Source organism: Oceanimonas aquatica (assembly GCF_030732065.1).
In the GTDB taxonomy this organism is placed as follows: domain Bacteria; phylum Pseudomonadota; class Gammaproteobacteria; order Enterobacterales; family Aeromonadaceae; genus Oceanimonas.
The window spans coordinates 135,278-156,799 of record NZ_JAVBHX010000005.1; the positions used below are offsets into that span (position 1 = coordinate 135,278).

The 21,522-nt window shown below is 58.6% G+C and carries 21 protein-coding genes; 8 read left to right on the top strand and 13 right to left on the bottom strand.

What is annotated here, in order from left to right:
• The first annotated feature begins 9 nt into the window (after positions 1 to 9).
• The 4 genes from dctP to Q9290_RS08985 are packed head-to-tail and all read left to right on the top strand — an operon-like array spanning position 10 to position 3,344.
• Positions 10 to 1,017 (top strand): TRAP transporter substrate-binding protein DctP, encoded by a 1,008-nt coding sequence (dctP, locus tag Q9290_RS08970; protein WP_306079309.1) that lies wholly within the window; start codon positions 10 to 12, stop codon positions 1,015 to 1,017.
• A gap of 51 nt (positions 1,018 to 1,068) precedes the next feature.
• A complete protein-coding gene (locus Q9290_RS08975) occupies positions 1,069 to 1,602 on the top strand; it encodes a TRAP transporter small permease subunit (RefSeq protein WP_306079310.1) in 534 nt (177 codons plus the stop codon).
• Positions 1,599 to 2,915 (top strand): TRAP transporter large permease, encoded by a 1,317-nt coding sequence (locus Q9290_RS08980; protein WP_306079311.1) that lies wholly within the window; start codon positions 1,599 to 1,601, stop codon positions 2,913 to 2,915. The genes Q9290_RS08975 and Q9290_RS08980 overlap by 4 nt, the downstream gene beginning before the upstream one ends.
• Positions 2,916 to 2,921: 6 nt before the next feature.
• Positions 2,922 to 3,344 (top strand): universal stress protein, encoded by a 423-nt coding sequence (locus Q9290_RS08985; RefSeq protein WP_306079312.1) that lies wholly within the window; start codon positions 2,922 to 2,924, stop codon positions 3,342 to 3,344.
• 166 nt (positions 3,345 to 3,510) lie between these two features.
• Here Q9290_RS08985 and Q9290_RS08990 read toward each other — a convergent pair whose 3' ends face one another.
• Together Q9290_RS08990 and zntR are read right to left on the bottom strand one after the other, a co-directional pair.
• Positions 3,511 to 4,794, bottom strand: a complete 1,284-nt coding sequence (locus tag Q9290_RS08990; protein ID WP_306079313.1) for a purine/pyrimidine permease — start codon at positions 4,792 to 4,794, stop codon at positions 3,511 to 3,513.
• Between the two features lie 74 nt (positions 4,795 to 4,868).
• Complete coding sequence (zntR, locus tag Q9290_RS08995; protein WP_306079314.1) at positions 4,869 to 5,297, bottom strand: Zn(2+)-responsive transcriptional regulator; 429 nt, start codon at positions 5,295 to 5,297, stop codon at positions 4,869 to 4,871.
• A 200-nt stretch (positions 5,298 to 5,497) separates the two neighbouring features.
• Here zntR and purH point away from each other — a divergent pair, with 200 nt between their 5' ends.
• Together purH and purD are read left to right on the top strand one after the other, a co-directional pair.
• Positions 5,498 to 7,081, top strand: a complete 1,584-nt coding sequence (gene purH, locus Q9290_RS09000) for a bifunctional phosphoribosylaminoimidazolecarboxamide formyltransferase/IMP cyclohydrolase (protein WP_306079315.1) — start codon at positions 5,498 to 5,500, stop codon at positions 7,079 to 7,081.
• Between the two features lie 16 nt (positions 7,082 to 7,097).
• Positions 7,098 to 8,384, top strand: a complete 1,287-nt coding sequence (gene purD, locus Q9290_RS09005) for a phosphoribosylamine--glycine ligase (RefSeq protein WP_306079316.1) — start codon at positions 7,098 to 7,100, stop codon at positions 8,382 to 8,384.
• A 209-nt stretch (positions 8,385 to 8,593) separates the two neighbouring features.
• Here purD and Q9290_RS09010 read toward each other — a convergent pair whose 3' ends face one another.
• From Q9290_RS09010 to Q9290_RS09030, 5 genes are all read right to left on the bottom strand, one after another.
• Positions 8,594 to 8,965, bottom strand: a complete 372-nt coding sequence (locus Q9290_RS09010; protein WP_306079317.1) for a sirohydrochlorin chelatase — start codon at positions 8,963 to 8,965, stop codon at positions 8,594 to 8,596.
• Between the two features lies 1 nt (position 8,966).
• A complete protein-coding gene (locus Q9290_RS09015; RefSeq protein ID WP_306079318.1) occupies positions 8,967 to 9,389 on the bottom strand; it encodes a hypothetical protein in 423 nt (140 codons plus the stop codon).
• A 122-nt stretch (positions 9,390 to 9,511) separates the two neighbouring features.
• The gene (gene hupA / locus Q9290_RS09020; protein WP_306079319.1) at positions 9,512 to 9,784 is read right to left on the bottom strand and encodes a nucleoid-associated protein HU-alpha; all 273 of its coding nucleotides are present in this window, start codon (positions 9,782 to 9,784) and stop codon (positions 9,512 to 9,514) included.
• 218 nt (positions 9,785 to 10,002) lie between these two features.
• Complete coding sequence (locus Q9290_RS09025) at positions 10,003 to 10,866, bottom strand: NAD(P)-dependent oxidoreductase (RefSeq protein ID WP_306079320.1); 864 nt, start codon at positions 10,864 to 10,866, stop codon at positions 10,003 to 10,005.
• 92 nt (positions 10,867 to 10,958) lie between these two features.
• On the bottom strand, positions 10,959 to 11,852 hold the full coding sequence (locus Q9290_RS09030) for a LysR family transcriptional regulator (protein ID WP_306079321.1): 894 nt from the start codon (positions 11,850 to 11,852) through the stop codon (positions 10,959 to 10,961).
• A 140-nt stretch (positions 11,853 to 11,992) separates the two neighbouring features.
• Here Q9290_RS09030 and Q9290_RS09035 point away from each other — a divergent pair, with 140 nt between their 5' ends.
• Positions 11,993 to 13,177 carry an MFS transporter gene (locus tag Q9290_RS09035; protein ID WP_306079322.1) on the top strand — a complete coding sequence of 395 codons (1,185 nt, stop codon included), beginning with the start codon at positions 11,993 to 11,995 and terminating at the stop codon, positions 13,175 to 13,177.
• A gap of 1 nt (position 13,178) precedes the next feature.
• Here Q9290_RS09035 and Q9290_RS09040 read toward each other — a convergent pair whose 3' ends face one another.
• From Q9290_RS09040 to Q9290_RS09065, 6 genes are all read right to left on the bottom strand, one after another.
• On the bottom strand, positions 13,179 to 13,988 hold the full coding sequence (locus tag Q9290_RS09040) for a DUF1338 domain-containing protein (RefSeq protein ID WP_306079323.1): 810 nt from the start codon (positions 13,986 to 13,988) through the stop codon (positions 13,179 to 13,181).
• 19 nt (positions 13,989 to 14,007) lie between these two features.
• On the bottom strand, positions 14,008 to 15,477 hold the full coding sequence (gene astD, locus Q9290_RS09045) for a succinylglutamate-semialdehyde dehydrogenase (RefSeq protein WP_306079324.1): 1,470 nt from the start codon (positions 15,475 to 15,477) through the stop codon (positions 14,008 to 14,010).
• A complete protein-coding gene (gene astA / locus Q9290_RS09050) occupies positions 15,470 to 16,498 on the bottom strand; it encodes an arginine N-succinyltransferase (protein ID WP_306079325.1) in 1,029 nt (342 codons plus the stop codon). Before astA ends, astD begins: the two co-directional genes overlap by 8 nt.
• Positions 16,499 to 16,561: 63 nt before the next feature.
• Positions 16,562 to 17,776: an aspartate aminotransferase family protein gene (locus Q9290_RS09055; RefSeq protein WP_306079326.1), complete on the bottom strand. Its 1,215-nt coding sequence runs from the start codon at positions 17,774 to 17,776 to the stop codon at positions 16,562 to 16,564.
• A 473-nt stretch (positions 17,777 to 18,249) separates the two neighbouring features.
• Entirely contained in the window at positions 18,250 to 18,831 is a 582-nt protein-coding gene (locus tag Q9290_RS09060) for an anthranilate synthase component II (RefSeq protein ID WP_306079327.1), read from the bottom strand.
• 407 nt (positions 18,832 to 19,238) lie between these two features.
• Entirely contained in the window at positions 19,239 to 20,417 is a 1,179-nt protein-coding gene (locus Q9290_RS09065; protein WP_306079328.1) for a hypothetical protein, read from the bottom strand.
• A gap of 458 nt (positions 20,418 to 20,875) precedes the next feature.
• Here Q9290_RS09065 and Q9290_RS09070 point away from each other — a divergent pair, with 458 nt between their 5' ends.
• A complete protein-coding gene (locus Q9290_RS09070) occupies positions 20,876 to 21,505 on the top strand; it encodes an inovirus Gp2 family protein (protein ID WP_306079329.1) in 630 nt (209 codons plus the stop codon).
• Positions 21,506 to 21,522: the final 17 nt, after the last annotated feature.

Below are 21,522 nucleotides of genomic sequence, written 5' to 3' on the forward strand. Positions count from 1 at the left end.
ACTAACCACATGACCAGACTCTGGAGCTCTGCCCGCACCAAGATCGCCGCTTCCCTGATTGCCGTTGCCGGCATGGGAGCCACCATGGAAGCCATGGCCGCCGACGTCACCTGGCGCTTTACCAATCTCTATTCCCGCGGCACCGCCTTTGGCGATGTTTACCAATCCTTTGCCGACAAGATTGAAGCCGACTCCAACGGCCGCATGAAGATCAACATGCTCTACGCCGGCGAAGGCGTCGACACCAAGGGCATCATCAGCGCCACCAAGTCCGGCCTGCTGGACATGGCCGCGCCCTTCCAGCCCATGCACGCCGGCGAAATTCCCTTTGGTGTGGTAGAGGTAGGCCTGCCCGGCTCCAACGGCAGCCTGGACGAGCTGAACCAGCTGTTTCATGAAAAAGGCTGGAGTGACGTGCTGACCGAAGCCTACGACCGTCACAACCTGGTGTGGCTGGATCCCTACTTTCAGCCCGGCGTGTACGTCATCACCAAGAAGAAGATCGAGTCCATTGAAGACTTCAAGGGCCTGAAGATTCGAGCTCCGGGTGCCTACGGCCGCTTCTTCCGTGAGCTGGGTGCCTCTCCGGTCAACCTGGCCTGGGGTGAAACCTACACCAGCCTGGCCACCGGCGTCATCGACGGCACCATCGGCTCCAACCTGATCGATCACCGCGACGGCAACTTCGCCGAAGTGGCCAAGTTCATGTACCCGCTGCCGGTCTCCAGCGCCCAGGCCCTGCCGATACTGGTCAACAAGAACGCCTGGAGCAAACTGCCGGACGATCTGAAAGACGTGGTGCGCAACGCCGCCAAGTGGCACGCCACTCAGCAGGCCGAGAAATCCGCCCTGTGGGAAAAGGAAGCCGTGGCCGACATGGAGCAACTGGGCATGACCTGGAGCCCGGAAGCCTCTGAAGCCGACAAGAATAAGTGGCGTGACGCCGCCGAAGCGGTCTGGGCCCACTACGGCAAGACCGACAAGTACAGCGCCCGCCTGGTAGAACTGCTGAAGTAAACCTCACTACTGCCCCGCACTGCGGGGCAGTCTGTATGACCCGGATGTATCATGAAAACTCTGCTTAGTATCTGGTGCAGGGCCACCGGCTGGCTGGTGTCGGCCACCAGCCACACCATCTCCCTGGCCCTGCCACTGCTGGCGGGCACCGTCGCCTTTGAGGTGTTCTCCCGCTACGTACTCGACCGCCCCACGCTCTGGGCCTACGACGTATCGCTGTTTTTGTTCGGCTACATCGGTGCCCTGTGCGGTGCCCATGCCCAGCTGAAAAAATCCCATATCAACGTGGATATCGTGTATCTGGCGGTGTCCCAACGCTGGAAAAATGCCTTTGACCTGCTGGCCAACGCGCTGGGGGGCTTTTTCCTGCTGGTGATCGCCACCAAGGGCTGGGAAAAGGCCGTGGAAGCCATGGAATTCGGCTACACCCGCCAGTCGGAGTGGGCACCGTCCATCTCCCATTTCTGGATCATGGTCACCGCCGCTGCCGTGCTGTTTTTGCTGCAGCTGTCCGCCGACATGATCAAGGACACCTGGCATCTGATCACCGGTGAGCCCCTGCTGAGCGAGGAAGAACAACAATGAGTATTGAACTGATCACCGGCCTGCTGCTGGTGGGCGTCATGGTGTCCTTTATCATGGGCGCCCAGGTGGGTCTGGCGCTGGGCGGCGTGGCCATGCTGCTGGGGTACGCCACCTGGGGCGAAGGCATCTTCAACATAGTGCCCACCACCATTGAAAGCACCCTGTTCAGCTTTGTACTGCTGGCCATTCCCCTTTACATTTACATGGGCCAGTTGCTGACCCGCTCAGGCATTGGCGATGCCATGTTCAAGGCCAGCCAATTGGTAATTGGCCGTATCCGCGGCTCACTGGCGATCAGCGTGATCGGCGTCTGCTCCATGATCGGCGCCATGGTCGGCATCATTGGTGCCGGCATCATGACCTCTGGCAGCATCGCCCTGCGCCCCATGCTGGAGCGCGGCTACGACAAGAAGCTGGCCCTTGGGGTGATCATGGCCGGCGGTGGCCTCGGCATTCTGATCCCGCCCAGCATTCCCATGATCCTGTTCAGCTCCACCACCCAGAACTCGGTGGGCAAAATGTTTATCGGTGCCATGGTACCGGCGCTGATCTCCATTACCGTACTGATGCTGTACGTGGTGATCTCCTGCAAGCTGAACCCGGAGCGCGCCCCCATGGGCCATGCCCTGGACGCCCCCAAAAACCGGCGGGAAAAACTGATCACCCTGCGCGACGGCTTTCTCGCCCTGGGGCTGATTGTGCTGGTACTGGGCAGCATCATCAGCGGCATCGCCACGCCCACCGAATCCGGCGCCATCGGCGTGGTGGGTGCTCTGCTGCTGGCCATTCTCTACCGGCGGTTCAAGCTCAACATGATGAAACGCTCCGGCGCCGAAACCGCACTGCTGGTGAGCGTGGCCATCTGGATCGTGCTGGGCGCCTCGGTATTCAGCAACTTTCATCTGCTGATGGGGGTACAGGGCATGGTGGCCGACTTTGCCGCCGGCCTGGATCTGCCCCCCATCGCCATCATCATCATGATGCAGGTGGTGATGCTGCTGCTCGGCTTTATCATCGACGAGATGATCATCGTGCTGATCTGCGCGCCCCTGTTCACCCCCATTGCGGTGAGCCTGGGCTACGACCCCATCTGGTTCGGCATTCTGATGATCCTCAATATCGAGATCGCGGTGCAGACCCCACCCTACGGCTTTGCACTCTTCTACCTCAAGGGCATCGCCCCTCCCGGGGTGACCATGATGGATATTTACAAGTCCATCCTGCCCTTTGTACTGCTCAAGCTGGGCGTACTGATCCTGTGCATGCTGGTGCCGGAAATCGTGACCTGGCTGCCCAACAAACTGATGGGGTAACGACTCATGTTCAAGGAAATACTGCTGCCGCTCGATTTTGAGCACCAGGAGCTGTACCCGCAGGTGGTGGAATCGGCACTGCGGCTGTGTCATTCGCAAGGGCGCATTCACCTGCTGTACGTGAATCCGTCCCGAGTACATCACGCTGCCGCGCCCTTTTACTCAAAAGAACTGCTGGAAAAGCAGGATCAGGCGATCACCGCACAACTGGACGACTTTATGCAGAGCCATATTCCGGCCGAGCATCGTGGCCGGCTGGAAGTACGCCACGGCGTGGTGTACGACACCATACTGGCCCGGGCCAAAAAGCTGGCGGTGAACCTGATCATCATGCCCGCCTCATGTCCGGGCGCCAAAACCTACCTGCTGGGCTCCAACTCGTCCAAGGTGGTGCGCCACGCCGACTGCGCCGTGCTGGTGGTGCGGTAAAGCTCTAAACCCCGCAACAAGAAGCAGCAACAGGGCTACCTGCGCCGACACGCTTCGAGCCCTTCCTTGGGACGCTCGGCACATGCCTTCCGTGGCATGTGACGGTCGGCTCCGGTACTCCCTGTTGCTGCTTCATCGAATTCCGGCGTTTCTCACAGAATAATAATTACCCCTTCCCTTTCGGCCAGAGCTGCTCCATGGCCAACGCCAGCAAAGTGCCGGTCAGCAGACCGTTGCCCAGCAGGTATTGCGCCATGCTCGGGAAATGACGGTACAGGCCAGCAGGCAGGAACATGCAGCCCACCCCCAGCAGCAGGGCCACGCCCACTATGGTGCTGGCCCGGTTGTCGAGGCCGTTTTTGGTGATCAGCTGAAAGGCCAGGCTGACCAGCTTGATAAAGGTGGCCAGCAGAGCCGCATTGGCCACCGGCGCCGGCAGCAACGACAGCACGCCGACCGCTTCAGGAAACAACGCCACCAATGCCAGCAAGGCACAGGCCAGCAGAAAGGGCGCACGCCTGTCTTCACCGCTCAACTGAATAAAACCGGCGGTGACCGGCAAGGGCACCACGGCGATGGTGGCAAAGCTGCCCGCCAGGCCATGGCTGATGCCGGACGCCCAGCTGCTGCGGTTGATCACGGCGTGGTCGTCGCCCTGTCGTTCGCGCACCACCGCCGATACCGCGGTGACCGCCGCTATCTGGTTGGAAAACAGTAGCAAGGAGAACAGCACCGCCACCACCAGCATGCCGGCATCCAGCCGCGGCAGACCCCAGGCAAACAATTCGGGCAGAGCCAGACCGGCGTTGTCGGTTGTGGTGGCCGGCGACAGCTCGAACAGCCAGAACGCCAGCCAGCCCAGCACGATGCCCACCAGCACCGCATAGGTGCGCAGCACATTGTGACGGCTGAAAGAGCACAGCAAGACGCCCAGAAACACCAGCAGGCCAATCAGCAGCACCGGCAGACTCATGGTGCCGGTACGCGGATCCGTGACCATACCACGCACGAACACACCGGCGAGCTGAATGACCAGCAGCAGAATAAAGCAGCCGGTCACCAGGGGCGTAAACAAAAACAGCAGCCGGTGCACCTGACGCGCCAGCCCCAGCACCAGCATGATAAGGCCGGCGACCAGCACACCGCCGGAAAGCAGCCGCAGCGTCTCGAAACTGTCCAGCCCCTGCTCCTTGCCTATGTAGGCCATCACCACAAATACGATGGCCCAGGAGCCGGCCGGGCCGTCGGCAATGGGGTAACGGTGCCCCAGCCAGGCCTGCAGCCCGGAGCTCAGCCCCACCACCAGCAGGGTGCGCTGCACCAGGCCCGCCACCTCAGTGCTGTCGAGACCAAAAGCCTGCCCCAGCACGATGGGCAACGCCAGGGCGTTGGCCAGCAAAAATACAAACCACTGAGTCACGCTCAGTCCCCACCCCAGGTGGTGTCGCATTGAAGATCTCCCGCGATAAAAAGAAGAAAAGTTAGCAAGGACAGGCCGCCGCAGGCGGCCCTTTCAGGTGAGCATTAACGGGCGTTATTGTCGGTATTCTCCAGGCGGCCGTCCAGGGCTTCCAGAATGGAGCAATGCTCGGCGCTTTCCTGGCCGCCGCAGCAGGCGTCAGACAGCTGTCGCAGGGAGCGGCGAAACTGCTCCAGCTCGCGAATGCGCTCTTCCACGTCGGCCAGTTTGGTATCGGCCACCGCCTTCACCTCGCGGCAGGTGACCTCGCAGCTGCTGATACGCAAGGCCAGCAGCTCCTCAATGTCTTTCAGGGAAAAGCCCACCTTCTTGCTGCGCAGAATAAAGTGCAGGCGTTTTTTGTCTTCCTCACTGTACTGCCGGTAACCCGTGGGCGTGCGCAAACTGGGCACCAGCAGCCCTTGCTTCTCATAAAAACGCAGGGTATCGGTCTTGATACCGAAGGCCCTGGCCAGCTCGCCGATGCGATACATTCGCTCCTCCTGTCTGAGCGGGGTTGGTTACACATAAAATCTCTTGACACCAAACCAAATAGTCCGGCATGGCGCGACAAAATACAGTAGAATATGCCGCCTTCTGTTCTGGCGTACCAGGCGGTTTGGTAAAGCCGGTGGCGTCGCGTTCGCCGATTTTACCAAACCCCCCGATGAATCGTTAAAGGAACGAGAACATAATGGAAACTGCCCGACCCATTCGCCGAGCTCTGCTGAGTGTGTCCGACAAACAAGGCATTGTTGAATTCGCCCAGGGGCTGCACGCCCGTGGCGTGGAACTGCTGTCTACCGGCGGCACTGCCCGCCTGCTGGCGGAACAAGGCCTGTCCGTGACCGAAGTATCCGACTATACCGGTTTTCCGGAAATGATGGACGGTCGCGTCAAGACACTGCACCCCAAGGTACACGGCGGCATTCTTGGTCGTCGCGGCCAGGACGACGCCATCATGAACGAGCACGGCATTGCGCCCATCGACATGGTCGTGGTCAATCTCTATCCTTTCGCCAACACCGTTGCCAAGGCCGACTGCAGCCTGGAAGACGCGATTGAAAACATCGACATCGGTGGCCCCACCATGGTGCGCGCCGCGGCCAAGAACCACAACGATGTGGCCATCGTGGTCAACGCCAGCGACTACGATCGCCTGCTGGCCGAGCTGGATGCCAACGGCAACAGCCTGAGCCAGGCCACCCGCTTCGATCTGGCCATTGCCGCCTTTGAGCACACCGCCCAGTACGACGGCATGATCGCCAACTACTTCGGCACCATGGTTCCGGCCTACCACCAGTCCGCCGAGGGCTCCAAGTTCCCGCGCACTGTCAACTACCAGTTCACCAAGAAGCAGGATCTGCGCTACGGCGAAAACAGCCACCAGAGTGCCGCCTTCTACGTGGAAAACAACGTTGACGAAGCGTCCGTGGCCACTGCCACCCAGCTGCAGGGCAAGGAACTGTCCTACAACAACATCGCCGACACCGACGCCGCCCTGGAGTGTGTGAAGGAATTCATTGAGCCGGCCTGTGTGATCGTCAAGCACGCCAACCCCTGTGGTGTGGCTCTGGGCAAGGATCTGCTGGAAGCCTACGACCGCGCCTACCAGACCGATCCCACTTCCGCCTTTGGCGGCATCATCGCCTTTAACCGCGAGCTGGACGAAGCCACCGCCCGCGCCATTATCGAGCGCCAGTTTGTGGAAGTGATCATCGCCCCCTCCATCAGCGCCGACGCCAAGGCCGCCGTGGCCGACAAGAAGAACGTGCGCCTGCTGGAATGCGGTCAGTGGAGCAGCCAGACCAGCACCCTCGACATCAAGCGCGTGAACGGCGGCATTCTGGTGCAGGACCGGGATCAGGGCATGGTCGACCTGGCCGACCTCAAGGTGGTTTCCAAGCGCCAGCCCACCGAGGAAGAGCTGAAAGACCTGCTGTTCTGCTGGAAAGTGGCCAAGTTCGTCAAGTCCAACGCCATTGTCTATGCCAAGGGCAGCCAGACCATCGGTGTGGGCGCCGGCCAGATGAGCCGCGTGTACTCCGCCAAGATCGCCGGCATCAAGGCCGCCGACGAAGGCCTGAAAGTAGAGGGCTCCGTGATGGCGTCCGACGCTTTCTTCCCCTTCCGTGACGGCATCGACGCCGCCGCCGCCGCCGGCATCAGCTGTGTGATCCAGCCCGGTGGCTCCATGCGCGACGAGGAAGTGATCCAGGCCGCCGACGAGCACGGCATGGCCATGGTCTTCACCGGCATGCGCCACTTCCGCCACTGATTGCGAGGAAACAAGCATGAACGTATTGGTTATTGGCGGTGGCGGGCGTGAACACGCCCTGGCCTGGAAAGCCGCCCAGTCACCCAAGGTAAGCCGGGTTTTTGTGGCTCCGGGCAACGCCGGCACCGAGCTTGAGCCTCAGCTGACCAACGTGGCCATCTCGGCCAACGACATTCCGGCCCTGCTGGCCTTTGCCAAACAGGAGCAGGTTGAGCTGACCATTGTCGGCCCCGAAGCGCCCCTGGTGGCCGGTGTGGTTGACGCTTTTGAAGCCGAAGATCTCGCCATTTTCGGCCCCAGCGCCGGCGCTGCCCAGCTGGAAGGCTCCAAGGCCTTTACCAAGGACTTCCTGGCGCGCCAGCAAATTCCTACCGCCGCCTATCAAAACTTCACCGAGGTGGAGCCGGCGCTGGAGTACCTGCGTCAGCAGGGTGCCCCCATCGTGATCAAGGCCGATGGCCTGGCCGCGGGCAAGGGTGTGATTGTGGCCATGACCCTGGAAGAAGCCGAAGCCGCGGTGCGCGACATGCTGGCAGGCAACGCCTTTGGTGATGCCGGCAGCCGGGTGGTGATCGAGGAATTCCTCGACGGCGAAGAAGCTTCATTTATCGTGATGGTCGACGGCGAGCACGTGCTGCCCATGGCCACCAGCCAGGATCACAAGCGCGTGGGCGACAAGGACACCGGCCCCAACACCGGCGGCATGGGCGCCTACAGCCCGGCGCCCGTGGTGACCGCCGAAATCCATGATCGCATCATGGAGCAGGTGATCATGCCCACCGTGCGCGGCATGGCGGAAGAAGGCCATGTCTACAAGGGCTTCCTCTATGCCGGTCTGATGATCGACAAGGCCGGTCAGCCCAAGGTGATCGAGTTCAACTGCCGTTTCGGCGACCCGGAAACCCAGCCCATCATGCTGCGGCTGAAGTCCGATCTGGTGGAACTGTGCCAGGCCGGCTGCAAGGGTGAGCTGGACAAGGCTCACGCCGAGTTCGACACCCGCGCCGCCGTGGGTGTGGTACTGGCCGCCGGCGGCTACCCGGGCGCCTATCGCCAGTGTGACGCCATCACCGGCATTCCCGCCGAGGCCGAGGGGGCCAAGGTGTTCCATGCTGGCACTCAGCTCAAGGGTGATGACCTGGTCACCGCCGGCGGCCGTGTGCTGTGCGCCACCGCCCTGGGCGAAAGCGTCAGCCAGGCTCAGCAAAAAGCCTATGAGCTGACTCGCCAGATCCAGTGGGACGGCGTGTTCTTCCGCAACGACATCGCCTGGCGGGCGATCGCGCGGGAACAGGCAAAATAAAAGCTGAAAGCCGAAAGTAAAACGGGGCCAGATTGGCCCCGTTTTTTATGAAACGTCACCCCCGCGCAGGAACGTCATCCCCAGCGAAGGCGGGGACGGGGGTCCATGTTGCATACCACGCCGGCATCTGAAGCGTATTCATGGATGCACACTCCACGGGCATGACAACCTGGATACCAGTTGCTCGTCTTCATAGACAAAGATACACGTCAGTCGTCACTGGCCTGCAATTGCGCCGCCAGCCAGTGATCAAAACCGGGCACGGCGCCGAGGTGGGGCAACTGAGTGAGCTTGACCCCCGGATATTGTTCTTTCTTCTCTGCCAGCACCGAGGGCAGGTCTTTGACCACATGCTTGCCCTCGGCCAGAAAATAGGGAAACAGGGTAATGTCCCGGGCACCGGCGGCCACCTGGGCGTCGATCACCTGGGCCAGAGACGGCTCGGCCAGCTCCCAGAAGCCATACCCCACCAAATCAAAGCCGCCATTCATGGCGGCCGTCATACGCTGGGCAAACCCGGCGATTTCCTCGTTGGCGGCCGCCCGCCGACTGCCATGGGCGACCAGAATAAAGCCTTTCATGCTACTCCTTGTTGATACACACTTCAGGCGGCTGAGCCGCCAGCACGTCCACACAAAAGTCCCAGCAGGCAATGCGATAGTGCTGAATGTCCTCATCCAGGTGGGCCCCCTGGGTTTCCTGGTGAAACCAGGTGAGAAAACGGGATGGGGTGATCAGCTGGATCTGGCTGTCGATATCGTCGTCTTCGTCTTCGAGCAGCTCGGGCACATCGGCCCCTTCCAGCACGCGATAACCATACAGGTGGCCAAAACTGAGCCAGTACACAATGTGCGGTGGCGTGTCCATATCGGACGGCACCCCCATGGCCAGCTCCAGGCAGCCGCTCCAGACATCCTGATGCAGCTCGGTGAGCATCAGGCCCGGTGTCAGTCCGCGGGCACCAGCCCACGGCACGGCGACCTGACGAATTGCGTTCACTTCCATAACAGCCTCCCTGGTTCGGGACAGGACCTGCTTCAGTTATAACAACCTAATGATCGCCGGGGCAAGCGTAGTGTTAAAAAAACCCGGCCGGGGCCGGGTTTGTTGTGTCCTGATTTCGCGTCTTAGTTGACCGCGTCTTTCAGCGCCTTGCCGGCCACAAAGGCGGGCACGTTTGCCGCTGCAATCTGGATTTCCTTGCCGGTTTGCGGGTTACGACCGGTACGGGCAGCGCGGTGGTTAACCTTGAAGGTGCCAAAGCCCACCAGTTGAACAGGATCACCTTCTTTCAGGCTCTGAGTGATACCGTTGAGTACTTCTTCCAGGGCAGCCTTGGCCTGAGTCTTGCTCAGATCGGCCTTGGCGGCGATTGCATCGACAAGCTGAGTCTTGTTCATAGGGTATCCTTTCTCACTTGGCATTAAGCGGTTGCCCACTCTAGTCAAATTCGAGGCTCAAGCAAAGCCTTTGGCTTGAGGCCTGCTATCAAGTGCCGTTGTTTTGTGCGGAAACTGCGGAAAATATCACATTACCGCGAGTAACGAGCCCGGGCCGCGCCCGAAGCAGTGCTCAGCATAGCCGAGCGGGCCGGGCTCTGCCAAGGCTTGCGCCCGGCTCAGGACTTCAGATCCCGAATCACCACGGTGGAATCGCAGCGGCCCATGCCCTGCTCCAGCAGCCGCTCGTAAACCTGGTGCACATGCTCGGTAAGGGGCAGCCTGAGTCCTTGCTGCTCGGCTTCGTCCAGACAAATGCCCAGATCCTTGTACATCCACTGAGCGGCAAAGCCAAAATCAAACTGATCATCGGCCATGGTCTGGGCCCGGTTCTGCAGTTGCCAGCTCTGGGCGGCACCGCCGGCCAGCACCTCAATCAGGGTGGGAATATCCAGGCCGGCCTTCTGGGCGATCATCAGGCCCTCGGCAATGCCCTGCACGGCCCCGATCACACAGATCTGGTTGACCATCTTGCAGCGCTGGCCGGCGCCTACCGGCCCCAGCCGGGTCACCTTTTTGCCATAGGCTGCCAGTACCGGCGCCGCCTCGGCCACATCATTCTCGCTGCCGCCAATCATGATGGTCAGGGCGCCGTTTTCCGCGCCCAGCTGACCGCCGGACACGGGCGCGTCAATAAAGCGCACATTTTGCTTGCCAGCGGCTTCTGCCAGCTCCTCAGCCAGTTTGGCGGAGGTAGTGGTGTGATCGATCAGCAAGGCACCACTTTTCATTCCGGCCAGCACGCCGTCGTCGCCGTAGATAACGGAGCGCACATCGTCGTCGTTGCCCACGCAGACCATCACCATGTCGGCATTGTTGGCCGCCTCGGCCGGGGTGGCGCCACTGGTGCCACCACAGCGGGCCACCCAGTCCGCCGCCTTTTGCGGGTTGCGGTTATATACACATACCTCATGGCCCGCCTGCTGCAGGTGCCCGGCCATGGGAAACCCCATGACGCCCAGTCCGATAAATGCCAGTTTCATGCTTTGGCTCCTTGGTTATAGTGAACGGCGGTCATGATCCCATGCCCGCCGTCGGGGAACAAGCCAGAGCCCCTTGCAGGAAACAAGGCCGCTCAGCCCAGCTGGTGCAACAGCCAGTGAGAGGCCTCGAACCCGGCATGGGTAAACTGCGGGCTTTCCCGAATGATTTGCGCCAGCCGGGTGGTGGCCTCATTCACCTGCTCGGCCACGAACAGGGTGGTTCCGGTTTTGGGCAGGGGCGGCAAGCCTTCTTCTACCACCACCAGGCCCTCTTCCAGGGTGCTGCGGGGGATCACCCCCACCCCAATTCCCGCCCGTACCGCCGCCAGCACGCCCGCCCGGCTCTGACTGGTAAAGGCAACCCGGAACGGGGTTTCCCATTGCTCCAGGGCCTGCAGGGCCGCATCTCTGTGGTAACAGCCTTCCACAAACACCGCCAGCGGCAGGGGCTCACGCAAATGGGCCTGGTGCAGGGGTGAACGAACCCAGACCAGATCATCCCGCCCCAGGCGCTGTCCGCCATCGGACAGCAAGGGCATTTCCACCAGCGCCAGATCCAGCTTGCGCTGCTGCACCAGTGCCACCAGATGCTGAGGACGGTGGTCGCACTGCACCTCCAGCCGCACCTCGGGGTAGTTGAGCACAAAGGTTTCCAGCAGCGGCGGCAGGCTGCGGGTAGCGTACTGATCATGGGTGCCAAAGCGCACCTTACCGCCGATCTCCGCGTTCAGAAAGGCGCCCAGTATTCGGTCATGCTGGTTCAGCAGTAGCTGGGCATGGGAGCGCAGCAATTCTCCCGCCGGGGTTAACCGAACCCCGTATTGCCCCCGCTCCAGCAGCTCGGTGGACACCAGATCTTCCAGCCGGCTCAGCTGCATGCTGATGGTCGAGGGGGCACGGTGCAGCCGGCCGGCGGCCACCGTCAGGTTGAGGGTTTCCGCTACCACCACAAAGGTGCGCAGCAGGGTGATGGGCAAGTCACGCATGGTCAGATTTCAACCTTGTTGAACGCAGATATTAATATTCATCGATTTACCGAATGCCGGCAAGAATTCAGGATAAACAGGTCAGCAGTTCATCACCGGATCAGGGAGTATTCAGGATGAGATTGGCCGTTGTTTTTGGAATGAATCAGATTGTCAGCCATGGATTTGGCATGTTTCTGTTTGCCGCCCTGGTACCGCTGATGCGGGACGCCATTCACCTGAGCCACTGGCATCTGGCCGCCATTGGCGCGCTCACCCAGCTGGCCTACCTCGCCGGCGCCATGCTGCTGGGAGTGCTCGGCCCCCGCCTGGGCACGGCCCGCCTGTCACTGGCCACGGGCTCTCTGTCTACCGCCCTGCTGTTTACCATGGCGCAGCTTGAAACCCCCTGGCTCATTATGCTGGCGCTGACCTGCCTGGCCGCCAGCGCGGCCATCAGCTGGGGCGCCATCGTGGAGATCATCAGTCGCCATGCGCAGCCCGGTCAGCGCTCCACCGCGCTCTCGGCCGCCTCCAGCGGCACCGCCTGGGGTTATGGCCTGAACGGCCTGCTGATCCTGCTGGTGGTGCCGGTGCTGGGCTGGCAGCAGGCCTGGCAACTGGCCGGCATCACCGGCCTGCTGGTACTGGTTCTGACCTGGCGCCTGCTGAACAGCCTGAAAAAGCCCGCCGTGGCCACCGCCGATCCCGAGCCGAGTATTCCCGCCTCCAGGCTGCTCGCCACCATCTGCCGCGAGCGCACCGCCTTTCTGGCCTGCCTGATCTGCTTTCTGGCCGGTTTTACCACCATGCCCTTTTCCAGCTGGCTCAATACCTACCTGGATCAGCAGGGGCTGGCCGCCAGCCTTGGCGGTTACACCTGGACCACGGTGGGCCTCACCGGCATGGTGGCCGGTCTGCTCACCGGCCGGCTGGCCGACCGCAAGGGTCACGGTGTAGCCCTGCTGGTGATCTTTAGCGGCTTTGCCCTTGGCCTGCTGGCGTTTGTGTATGATCCGGCCCGTTTTGCCCTGGTGGCCGGTTTTGGCTATGGCCTGATGTACTTTCCCATGTGGGGCATTCTGGCCGGCTGGCTGAGCAAAACCTATTCCGCCACCGCCACCATGCAGATAAGCGGGGCCTGCATGGTGACCTTTGGCCTGGGCGGCACCCTGGGCAACCTGCTGGCCGGCTATCTGCGCGCCGCCACCGGCTCACTGGATGCGGTCTTCATGACCCTGGCGGGTGCCGCCCTGGTGCTGGTGATGGTGGGAGCCTGGATTCAAGGCCAGCGTCCCACTATGGCACCGCCGGTCACTGCGGTGCCGGAAGTGCCACTGCCCTGACTCAGCTTTCGTTACGGCCGGCGTCGGTGCTTTCAAAAATCTTGTCTGCCGAGGCCGCCACAAAGCCGGTGTAGAGCTCACCATCGGGTTTGGGGTAGCGCAGGGCAAACTCGTAAAAACAGCTGGGCAGCGCCGCTTCGCCGTCGGTGAAGGTTACCAGGGCGGTGTCGGCCAGGGTGGAGGACTGTTCCAGCAGCACATCGGGGGAGCCCTTGATCTCGCCGCCGGCGTCGTTAAGCCGGAACCCCGCCTGCTTGAGGGCGCTGTTCACCGCCTCCAGGCTGTCGTAATGCTGAAGGTGGTTCACGCTCACGGTAAAGTGATTGGCGCGGTAGCCGTACACCGCCAGCCAGGCGGCATACTCGCTTTCTGCCAGCAGGGTTTTGTAATCGGCGTGAGAGACCCGCCAGGGCGCGCCGGAATAAAGAAAATCCTCCCGCTCCGCCAGATGCTCATCGGCCTGGTCGATCAAGCCGGCCACAATGCGCTGAAGCTCGGGCGAGCACTGCTCCAGCAACAGCTCGCTGATAAACACCTTGGGTGCGTCCGGATCTGAATGCTCGTAGTGGCGGGCATAGAGCTTTTTGGCCTCGAAGTGGTATTCGCCCTTTTGCTCATAGCCCAGGGCCAGAAAATGGGCCGCCAGCTTATTCAAGCCGAGTTTGGGGTGGTTAAAGGTGCGAAAGGCCACGTGATCGTTGACGATGGCCTCGCCGCCGCCCAGCAGATCGTGAATTTTCAGGGCGCTGGGGGTCACGGTCAGGTAGTGCTGCCAGAGCGCCTCAAACAGTTCCTTTACCGACGTATGCATGACGATCTCCTTTGTTCGCTTAAAAGCTCAGCCCCGGTGACAGGGTCTCGGGCATTGCCAGGTTGTCGCCTTCCACCGAGGCCACCGGATAGGCGCAGTAGTCGGCGGCATAATAGGCGCTGGCCCTGTGGTTGCCGCTCTCTCCCACGCCGCCAAAAGGCGCGGCGCTGGAGGCACCGGTGATGGGCCGGTTGCGGTTGACGATGCCGGCGCGAATATGGCGATAGAAGTAATCCCAGTCCGCTTCGCTGTCGGATAACAGTCCCGCCGACAGGCCGTAGCGGGTGCGGTTGGCAATGGTCAGCGCCTCGGGCAAGTCGTTAAAACGGATCACCTGCAGCAGGGGGCCGAAATATTCTTCATCGGGCAACTGACTGACGCCGGTCACGTCCACAATGCCCGGCGACACCAGGCCTGTGCCCGGTTGCAGGTGTTTCAGCATCAGCAGCGACTCGCCACCAAAGGCCAGCAGGTGGGCCTGGGCCGCCACCATGCCCCGGGCGGCGCGCTCGGAGATCATGGCGCCCATAAAGGGCTGGGGGTCGGCGTCATATTGGCCCACACGAATGGCTTTGGTCACCGCCACCAGCCGCACCAGCAGCAGGTCTCCGGCTTCACCATTCGGCACCAGCAGGCGGCGGGCGCAGGTGCAGCGCTGGCCGGAGGTGATAAAGGCCGACTGCACAATGGCATGCACGGCGGCGTCTTCATCGGCCACACCGGTGACCACCAGGGGGTTATTGCCGCCCATCTCCAGCGCCAGAATTTTACCCGGCTGGCCGGCATGCTGCTGGTGCAGCAACTTGCCGGTGTTAGAGGAGCCGGTGAAAAACAGGCCGTCAATGCCCTCGTGGGCCGCCAGCGCCTTGCCGGTATTCACTTCCCCCTGCACCAGGTTGAGCACGCCGGCGGGCAGGCCCGCCTCATGCCACAGCCGTACCATTTCCTGGGCCACCATGGGGGTCAGTTCGGATGGCTTGAACACCACCGTATTGCCGGCGATCAGCGCCGGAATAATATGGCCATTGGGAAGATGACCGGGAAAGTTGTAGGGGCCAAAGACCGCCACCACACCGTGAGGCTTGTGGCGTACAAAGGCGCGGGCACCGGGCATGGGGTTTTCCACCGTGCCGGTGCGCTCGAAATAGGCCTTTTCGGAAATGCCGGCCTTGCCGACCATGGCACCCACTTCGGTCAGCGCCTCCCACTCGGGTTTACCGGTTTCCCGGGCGATCAGTTTTGCCAGCTGCGGCTTGTGTTGTTCCAGCAAGCCGGCAAAGGTCTTGATCAGCGCCAGCCGCTCTTCCACCGGACGAAAGGCCCAGTCGGCACTGGCGTTACGGGCCGCGGCCACGGCGGCATCCACCTGAGCGGCATCGGCGGCAGCGCCCTGCCAGACCACCTCGTTTTTGGCCGGATCGAGGGAGTCGAACTGCTCGCCCGCTCCCGCCAGCCACTGACCATTGATGTATTGCACGGCTTCAGTCATTGCGTTTCATCTCCGCTACCCTGACGGTATCTCCGTCTTCCACCTTCAGCAGGCGCGCCACCTCGGCGGTCATCACCGCCTGCCCTTTCTGTTCGTTCACCGCCATGTCGCCCAGCAGGGCGCGAAAATCCTCAAAGCGGGTATTGCTGATCAGGTAATGCTCCGGCTGTACCGGGTGGCCGATCTGCACCGTCAGCCGGCGGCTGTTGCGAATGGTCCGAATATGACGCACCTCGCACTCCACCGTGGGGCCGGCGTCAAAAATGTCGACGTAGCCGCGCCAGCAAAAGCCTTCTTCCGCCAGCATATGCAGGGCCGGGCGGGTTTTGTCGTGGGTCTTGCCGATCACCGCCCGCGCCTCTTTGGACAACAGACTGACGTAAATGGGGTATTTGGGCATGAGATCGGCGATAAAGCCCTTGTGACCGATGCCGGTGAGGTAATCGACCGTGGGAAAGTCCATGGAAAAGAAGTGCTCCTGCAGCCAGCTCCAGAACGGGCTGTTGCCGCCTTCGTCGGACACGCCGCGCATCTCCGCCAGCACCCGCTGATCAAACAGCTCGGGAAATTCGGCCAGAAACAGAAACCGGCATTTCGACAGCAGCCGGCCGTTCAGGCCGTGGCGGGCGGGCTCGCGCAGAAACAGGGTGCACAGCTCGCTGACCCCGGTGTAATCGTTGGTCAGGGTGAGGGTTTCCACCACATTGTGAATGCCCAGCTTGCGCGAACTGTGCACCTGCTTGCCCAGCAGGTAGGTATAGAAGGGGGACGACAGCCCCACCGCCGACTCCAGCGCCGTGGTGCCCAGCACCTCGCCGGTGTCGCTGTCTTCGGCCACGAAAAAGTAAAGACATTCCCCCTTGCCGCCGGCCCGGCTGGCAAAGGATGCCACCGAGTGATCGATTTTGTTTTGCAGCAGCTCGTCGTTCACCGGCAGCGAGGTAAAACCGTGGCCGGACTCAACGGCGATCTGCTTGAGAATGGCGAAATCACGCTGCTCTATGGGTCTGATCACCAGCATGCAGCACTCCTTATGACAATGTGGGCGGGGCACCCCTGCCCCGCCGGTAATAACGGTGGTCGTTTAGCCGTTGACCACCCGGGCCACGGCGCGCTCAAAGCGGGCCAGGCCTTCCTGTACTTCTTCTTTGGTGATCACCAGCGAGGGGGCAAAGCGCACCACGTTGGCGCCGGCGATCAGCACCATCAGGCCTTCTTCGGAAGCGGCCTGCAGAAAGTCCTTGGCGCGGCCCTGATACTGCTCGTTCACCACACAGCCCAGCAGCAGGCCCTTGCCACGAAATTCCTCGAAACACTGATATTTATCATTAATTTTAGCCAGTTCTTCGCGGAACCAAGCTTCACGTTCCTTGACGCCGGCCAATACCTCGGGGGTGTTAACGGTGTCAAAGGCGGCCTCGGCCACGGCACAGGCCAGGGGATTGCCGCCATAGGTGGAGCCATGGGTGCCCGGCTTGAGGGACGCGGCAATGTCGGCGCGGGTCAGCATGGCACCGATGGGGAAACCGCCGCCCAGGGCCTTGGCACTGGTAAGAATGTCGGGAGTCACGCCGGTATCCATGTAGGCATAGAGGGCGCCGGTGCGGCCCACGCCGGTCTGTACTTCGTCAAACACCAGCAGCGCCTGGTGCTGGTCGCAGAGCGCGCGCACCGCCTGCACAAATTCGGGGTCCGGGCTGATGATGCCGCCCTCGCCCTGCAGCGGCTCCATCACCACGGCACAGGTGCGGCTGGACATGATGGCCTTGAGTGCCTCGAGATCATTGTAGGGAACGTGATCGACATCGGCGGGTTTGGGGCCGAAGCCGTCGGAATAGGCGGCCTGGCCACCCACGGTGACGGTAAAGAAGGTACGGCCATGAAAGCCCTGCTGAAAGGCAATGATCTGGGTCTTTTCCGGGCCGAACTGATCGATGGCATAACGACGGGCCAGCTTGAGGGCGGCCTCGTTGGCCTCGGCGCCGGAATTACAGAAATACACCCGCTCGGCAAAGGTGGCGTCCACCAGCTTCTTGCCCAGGCGCAGGGCCGGCTCGTTGGTCCAGACGTTGCTCAGGTGCCAGAGCTTTTCGCCCTGCTCCTTAAGCGCATTGACCAGCGCCGGATGACAGTGGCCCAGGCAATTCACCGCAATGCCGCCGGCAAAGTCGATAAATTCCTTTCCTTGCTGATCCCAGACCCGGGCCCCCTGGCCCCGCACCGGAATGCTCTGGGCGGGGGCGTAGTTGGGCACCATCACCTGGTCAAAGGTTTCTCGGGTAACAGCCATATCAGACATGCGTTCTTCCTCCGCTTACCGCAGCATGCTCTGCGATAAAAGTTAAATCCATGTAAACACGCGAGCATTATTGCAAAGTGACCGCAACTTGTCTCTACACAGAGTCACAATTTTAGTCGTTTATTTTGCAGAGTGAGTGATTGTAGTCATTTATCTTGCATAAGCTCGCAACGCGCCAAGCCCGGACCGGCCACAGTCAGGTGCCGTCTGCATAAACAGGCAGAAAAAAGAATTTTTGCGCCGGACTCACCGCTATTATTCCCGGTGGCCGAACACCTTGCGAGCGAGAAAGCCTGATAAGAAATATAAGAAAAACTTATAGTGCGACTGATAAAGGCGGGTCTTACAGATTTCGTCACTCCGGGCCTGACCCGGAGTCTAAAACAGGCAACACGGCTGTACGCAGAATGGATTCCGGCGCGAAAGCCGGAATAACGGGGTGGGTCGAGGTTTTCCCCGCGAATGAAATGCGGCTACAGCAGCTTCAGGAAGTTACGCAGCAGCTGATGGCCAGCTTCGGTAAGAATGCTTTCCGGGTGAAACTGCACACTGTGCACCGGCAGGGTGTCGTGCTGCATGCCCATGATCTCATCCCGCTCACCCTGCTCGTTTTCGCTCCAGGCGGTCACTTCAAAGCAGGCCGGCAGGGTGTCGGCCTTGACCACCAGAGAATGGTAACGGGTGACGGTCAAGGGATCGGGCAGATCCGCAAACAGACCTTTGCCGGTGTGGCGAATGGCCGAGGTTTTGCCGTGCATCACTTGTCGGGCCCGCACCACTTCGCCACCAAAGGCCTGGGCAATGGCCTGATGCCCCAGACACACCCCCAGTATCGGCAGTTCACCGGCAAAACGCTCGATGGCCGCCAGTGATACGCCCGTCTCGTTCGGCGTACAGGGGCCGGGAGAAATGATCAACCCTGCCGGCCGCAGCGCCGCTATCTCGTCCAGGCCGATATCGTCGTTGCGGCGCACCACCACCTCCTGCCCCAGCTCACCAAAATACTGCACCAGGTTCCAGGTAAAGGAGTCGTAGTTGTCGATCATCAGCAGCATATTGAACTTATCTCTTTGATTATATTGATAGTGATTAGCCTAACACTGCTTTGATACCCGCTCTGATACCCGCAATTTCATTTGATACCCAAGACCGAGACCTCAACAGCACACATGAGGAGGCCGTATTTTCGCATCTATCCGGTTAGCGTCAAACCTCGACGACTCAACAAAAAGGCAGCCTCGAGCAGCACCCCCCTGAAAACAATGACCTGGTTACGTCCAGCAGCTTCTCCGCACCACAGCTCCCCCTGACGAACCTCATGGGTTGACACGGTGCCTAAATGGAAACCACCTAACTAAGCTAAGACTATTTTTGTGATAATTAAGATGCACTCTGCAAGTTACTTTTCAGATCATAGCTGTCACGACTTAATTAGTGGCAGCCAGCTTTAACAATAATAACTTCATATTTTATGGCGAGAATACTCAGCCAGTATAATTTTCTTCAACACATCACTTGCATTAGTTCCATCTCTAGAGACAAGCTCATCAAGTGCCTCTTTTGCACTTTTACCTATATATGTATTTAGACGACCATTATCTTTATTTTTATCTCTAAACTTCTTCTGTGACCAAGCTCCTCTCAACTCTCTCATAAACCACTTCTTAGTATTGGCATCTACATCCCATGTAAAATAAGATGCAGATAAAAACCTCAACCTGCTAGACTTTACAATCACTTTGATATTTTTCGCCAACATTCCACCATGTGCATCATCACTTTTACCCTTTATATACCTCCAGACCCAAGAAACAAAACTATCATTATTAACATCGACCCATTCAAAGGGATCTTTTTCGTCATTAACTCTATTACAAGCATCCTTTACATTTTGTAGAAGTTCCATCTTAATATTAGAATCCACATCTAAGAACATGAAGAATTCAAGTGTTGAAAAATACATCCGCCTATGGTCATCTAAATCAAGCGGTAGATTAAGGCTATCATAAAGATAACCACCTCTAAAATTACGAATAACTAACCAAGCTATAGTAGACTCAAGCTCCCTTCCTTTAAGAAAAGATAACTCACCACAGTCAAAAGCTGACAAACCAGAATAACCAAGGCTATAATCATCTAAAAATTTAAAAAACAAAAACTCATCACTTACTTTATCAACACCATTTAACCCTTCATTTAAATCTATACCAAGATCCAAAATAGGCTTTATTCTTCTATCAGAAAAATCATCAAATTCTACCAGGGAACTTTCCTTTTCCTTATAAATATCTTCAAACCCAAAATCCAATATGGGATCCCTTTTAACCTCAGTTTCACATTCAAACCCAAAATCAATAATAGGCTCCATCTTGCGGTGGTTATCTCTACCAGAACCGCCTCCAGCAGCTTTTTTCGATTTATTTTTTGAATTAAGCCCTACAGCCACATTATCAATATAAAACTTAGCTAAATAATCCGCCATTGATTTGACATCAACAAAAACAATCTTTTCAACACCCTCCGACTCAGCTACTCGCCTAACCAAATATCTCAATTTATATTGATCTTTAGAACCAATCTCTTCAAACCGGCATTTTAAAAAATTGTAATCTTCATAATCAGCAGGTCTATGAAATGCCACAAAAACTCCTTACGCAGTAATAATTACATATCTTTATCATTACAATATCATCCTCTTATCAGCGCATTGTCAATGGTTTTTCGTTACAAAAACGCAAATACTCATAAGCTAAACCTCCTTTTTGAAGCCAAGTGTAGCTTTACAATCAGCTACCACAGTCAAGTCTATATTCAGATAACTCTAGAGTTTGCACTCAGATCACACAAGCGACTAGCTAAGCTAAGCCACTACTATTTGTGCTTGCCTGTAGAAAACAAACACTTCAAAAACTTATAACTTGCGAGCACTTCCCTCCCGCACTACCCCTCTCCAACCCAGAGCGCAGCAGCTCTCTCACCCCCTTGCTACATGTCTGTATGTTTAATATGCGTATATCAGTAGACCTTATCTAAAGAGAACTCAGTCATATTTAATAACCAGAGCAGTCATTCCTGTGGAAGATACACAGGAGACAAACCATGAGAACAAACAAGACTGCAACAAACCCCAAGCAAGCCGACAAAGTTATCTCTGTCATCAATCGAGCATTGGCTGATCACCCCAGAACCATAGCGATAAGATTTGATCTTAGATTCCCCTGGGATCTACTTGACTCACTTCACTATGACTCACCGTCTCAATACTTCAGAGCAGATCGGGAAGTCATCACCAGGTTCTTCAAATCCTTAAAGTCAAAAATCAACCATTCACTAAGAAAAAGAAAGAGTGAAGGTAAGCGAGTTCATCCAACAAGCATTCGGTACATTTGGTGCAGAGAAATAAATAATTCAATCCACTGCCACTATCACGTTCTTATACTGCTCAATAAAGATACCTTCCAATCACCGGGTAACTACCGATTAATCAATAGTGGAGTAAGCGGGATGGTTTATTCCGCTTGGGCTAGCGCAATCGGGTTAAGTATTGAAGATGCAGAGAGCCTTGTGCACTTCCCAGACAACGCCAGTTACACCATAAATAAAAACGCCGACCGCCATATCTTTGAAGAGGACTATCACTCGTTGGTAAATCGAGCCCTCTACCTAGCGAAAGAATTCAGCAAATACACAGCAGATGGCGGCCGCTCTTTCGGCACGAGCCAGAGCTAATACTTACAGCATCAGAA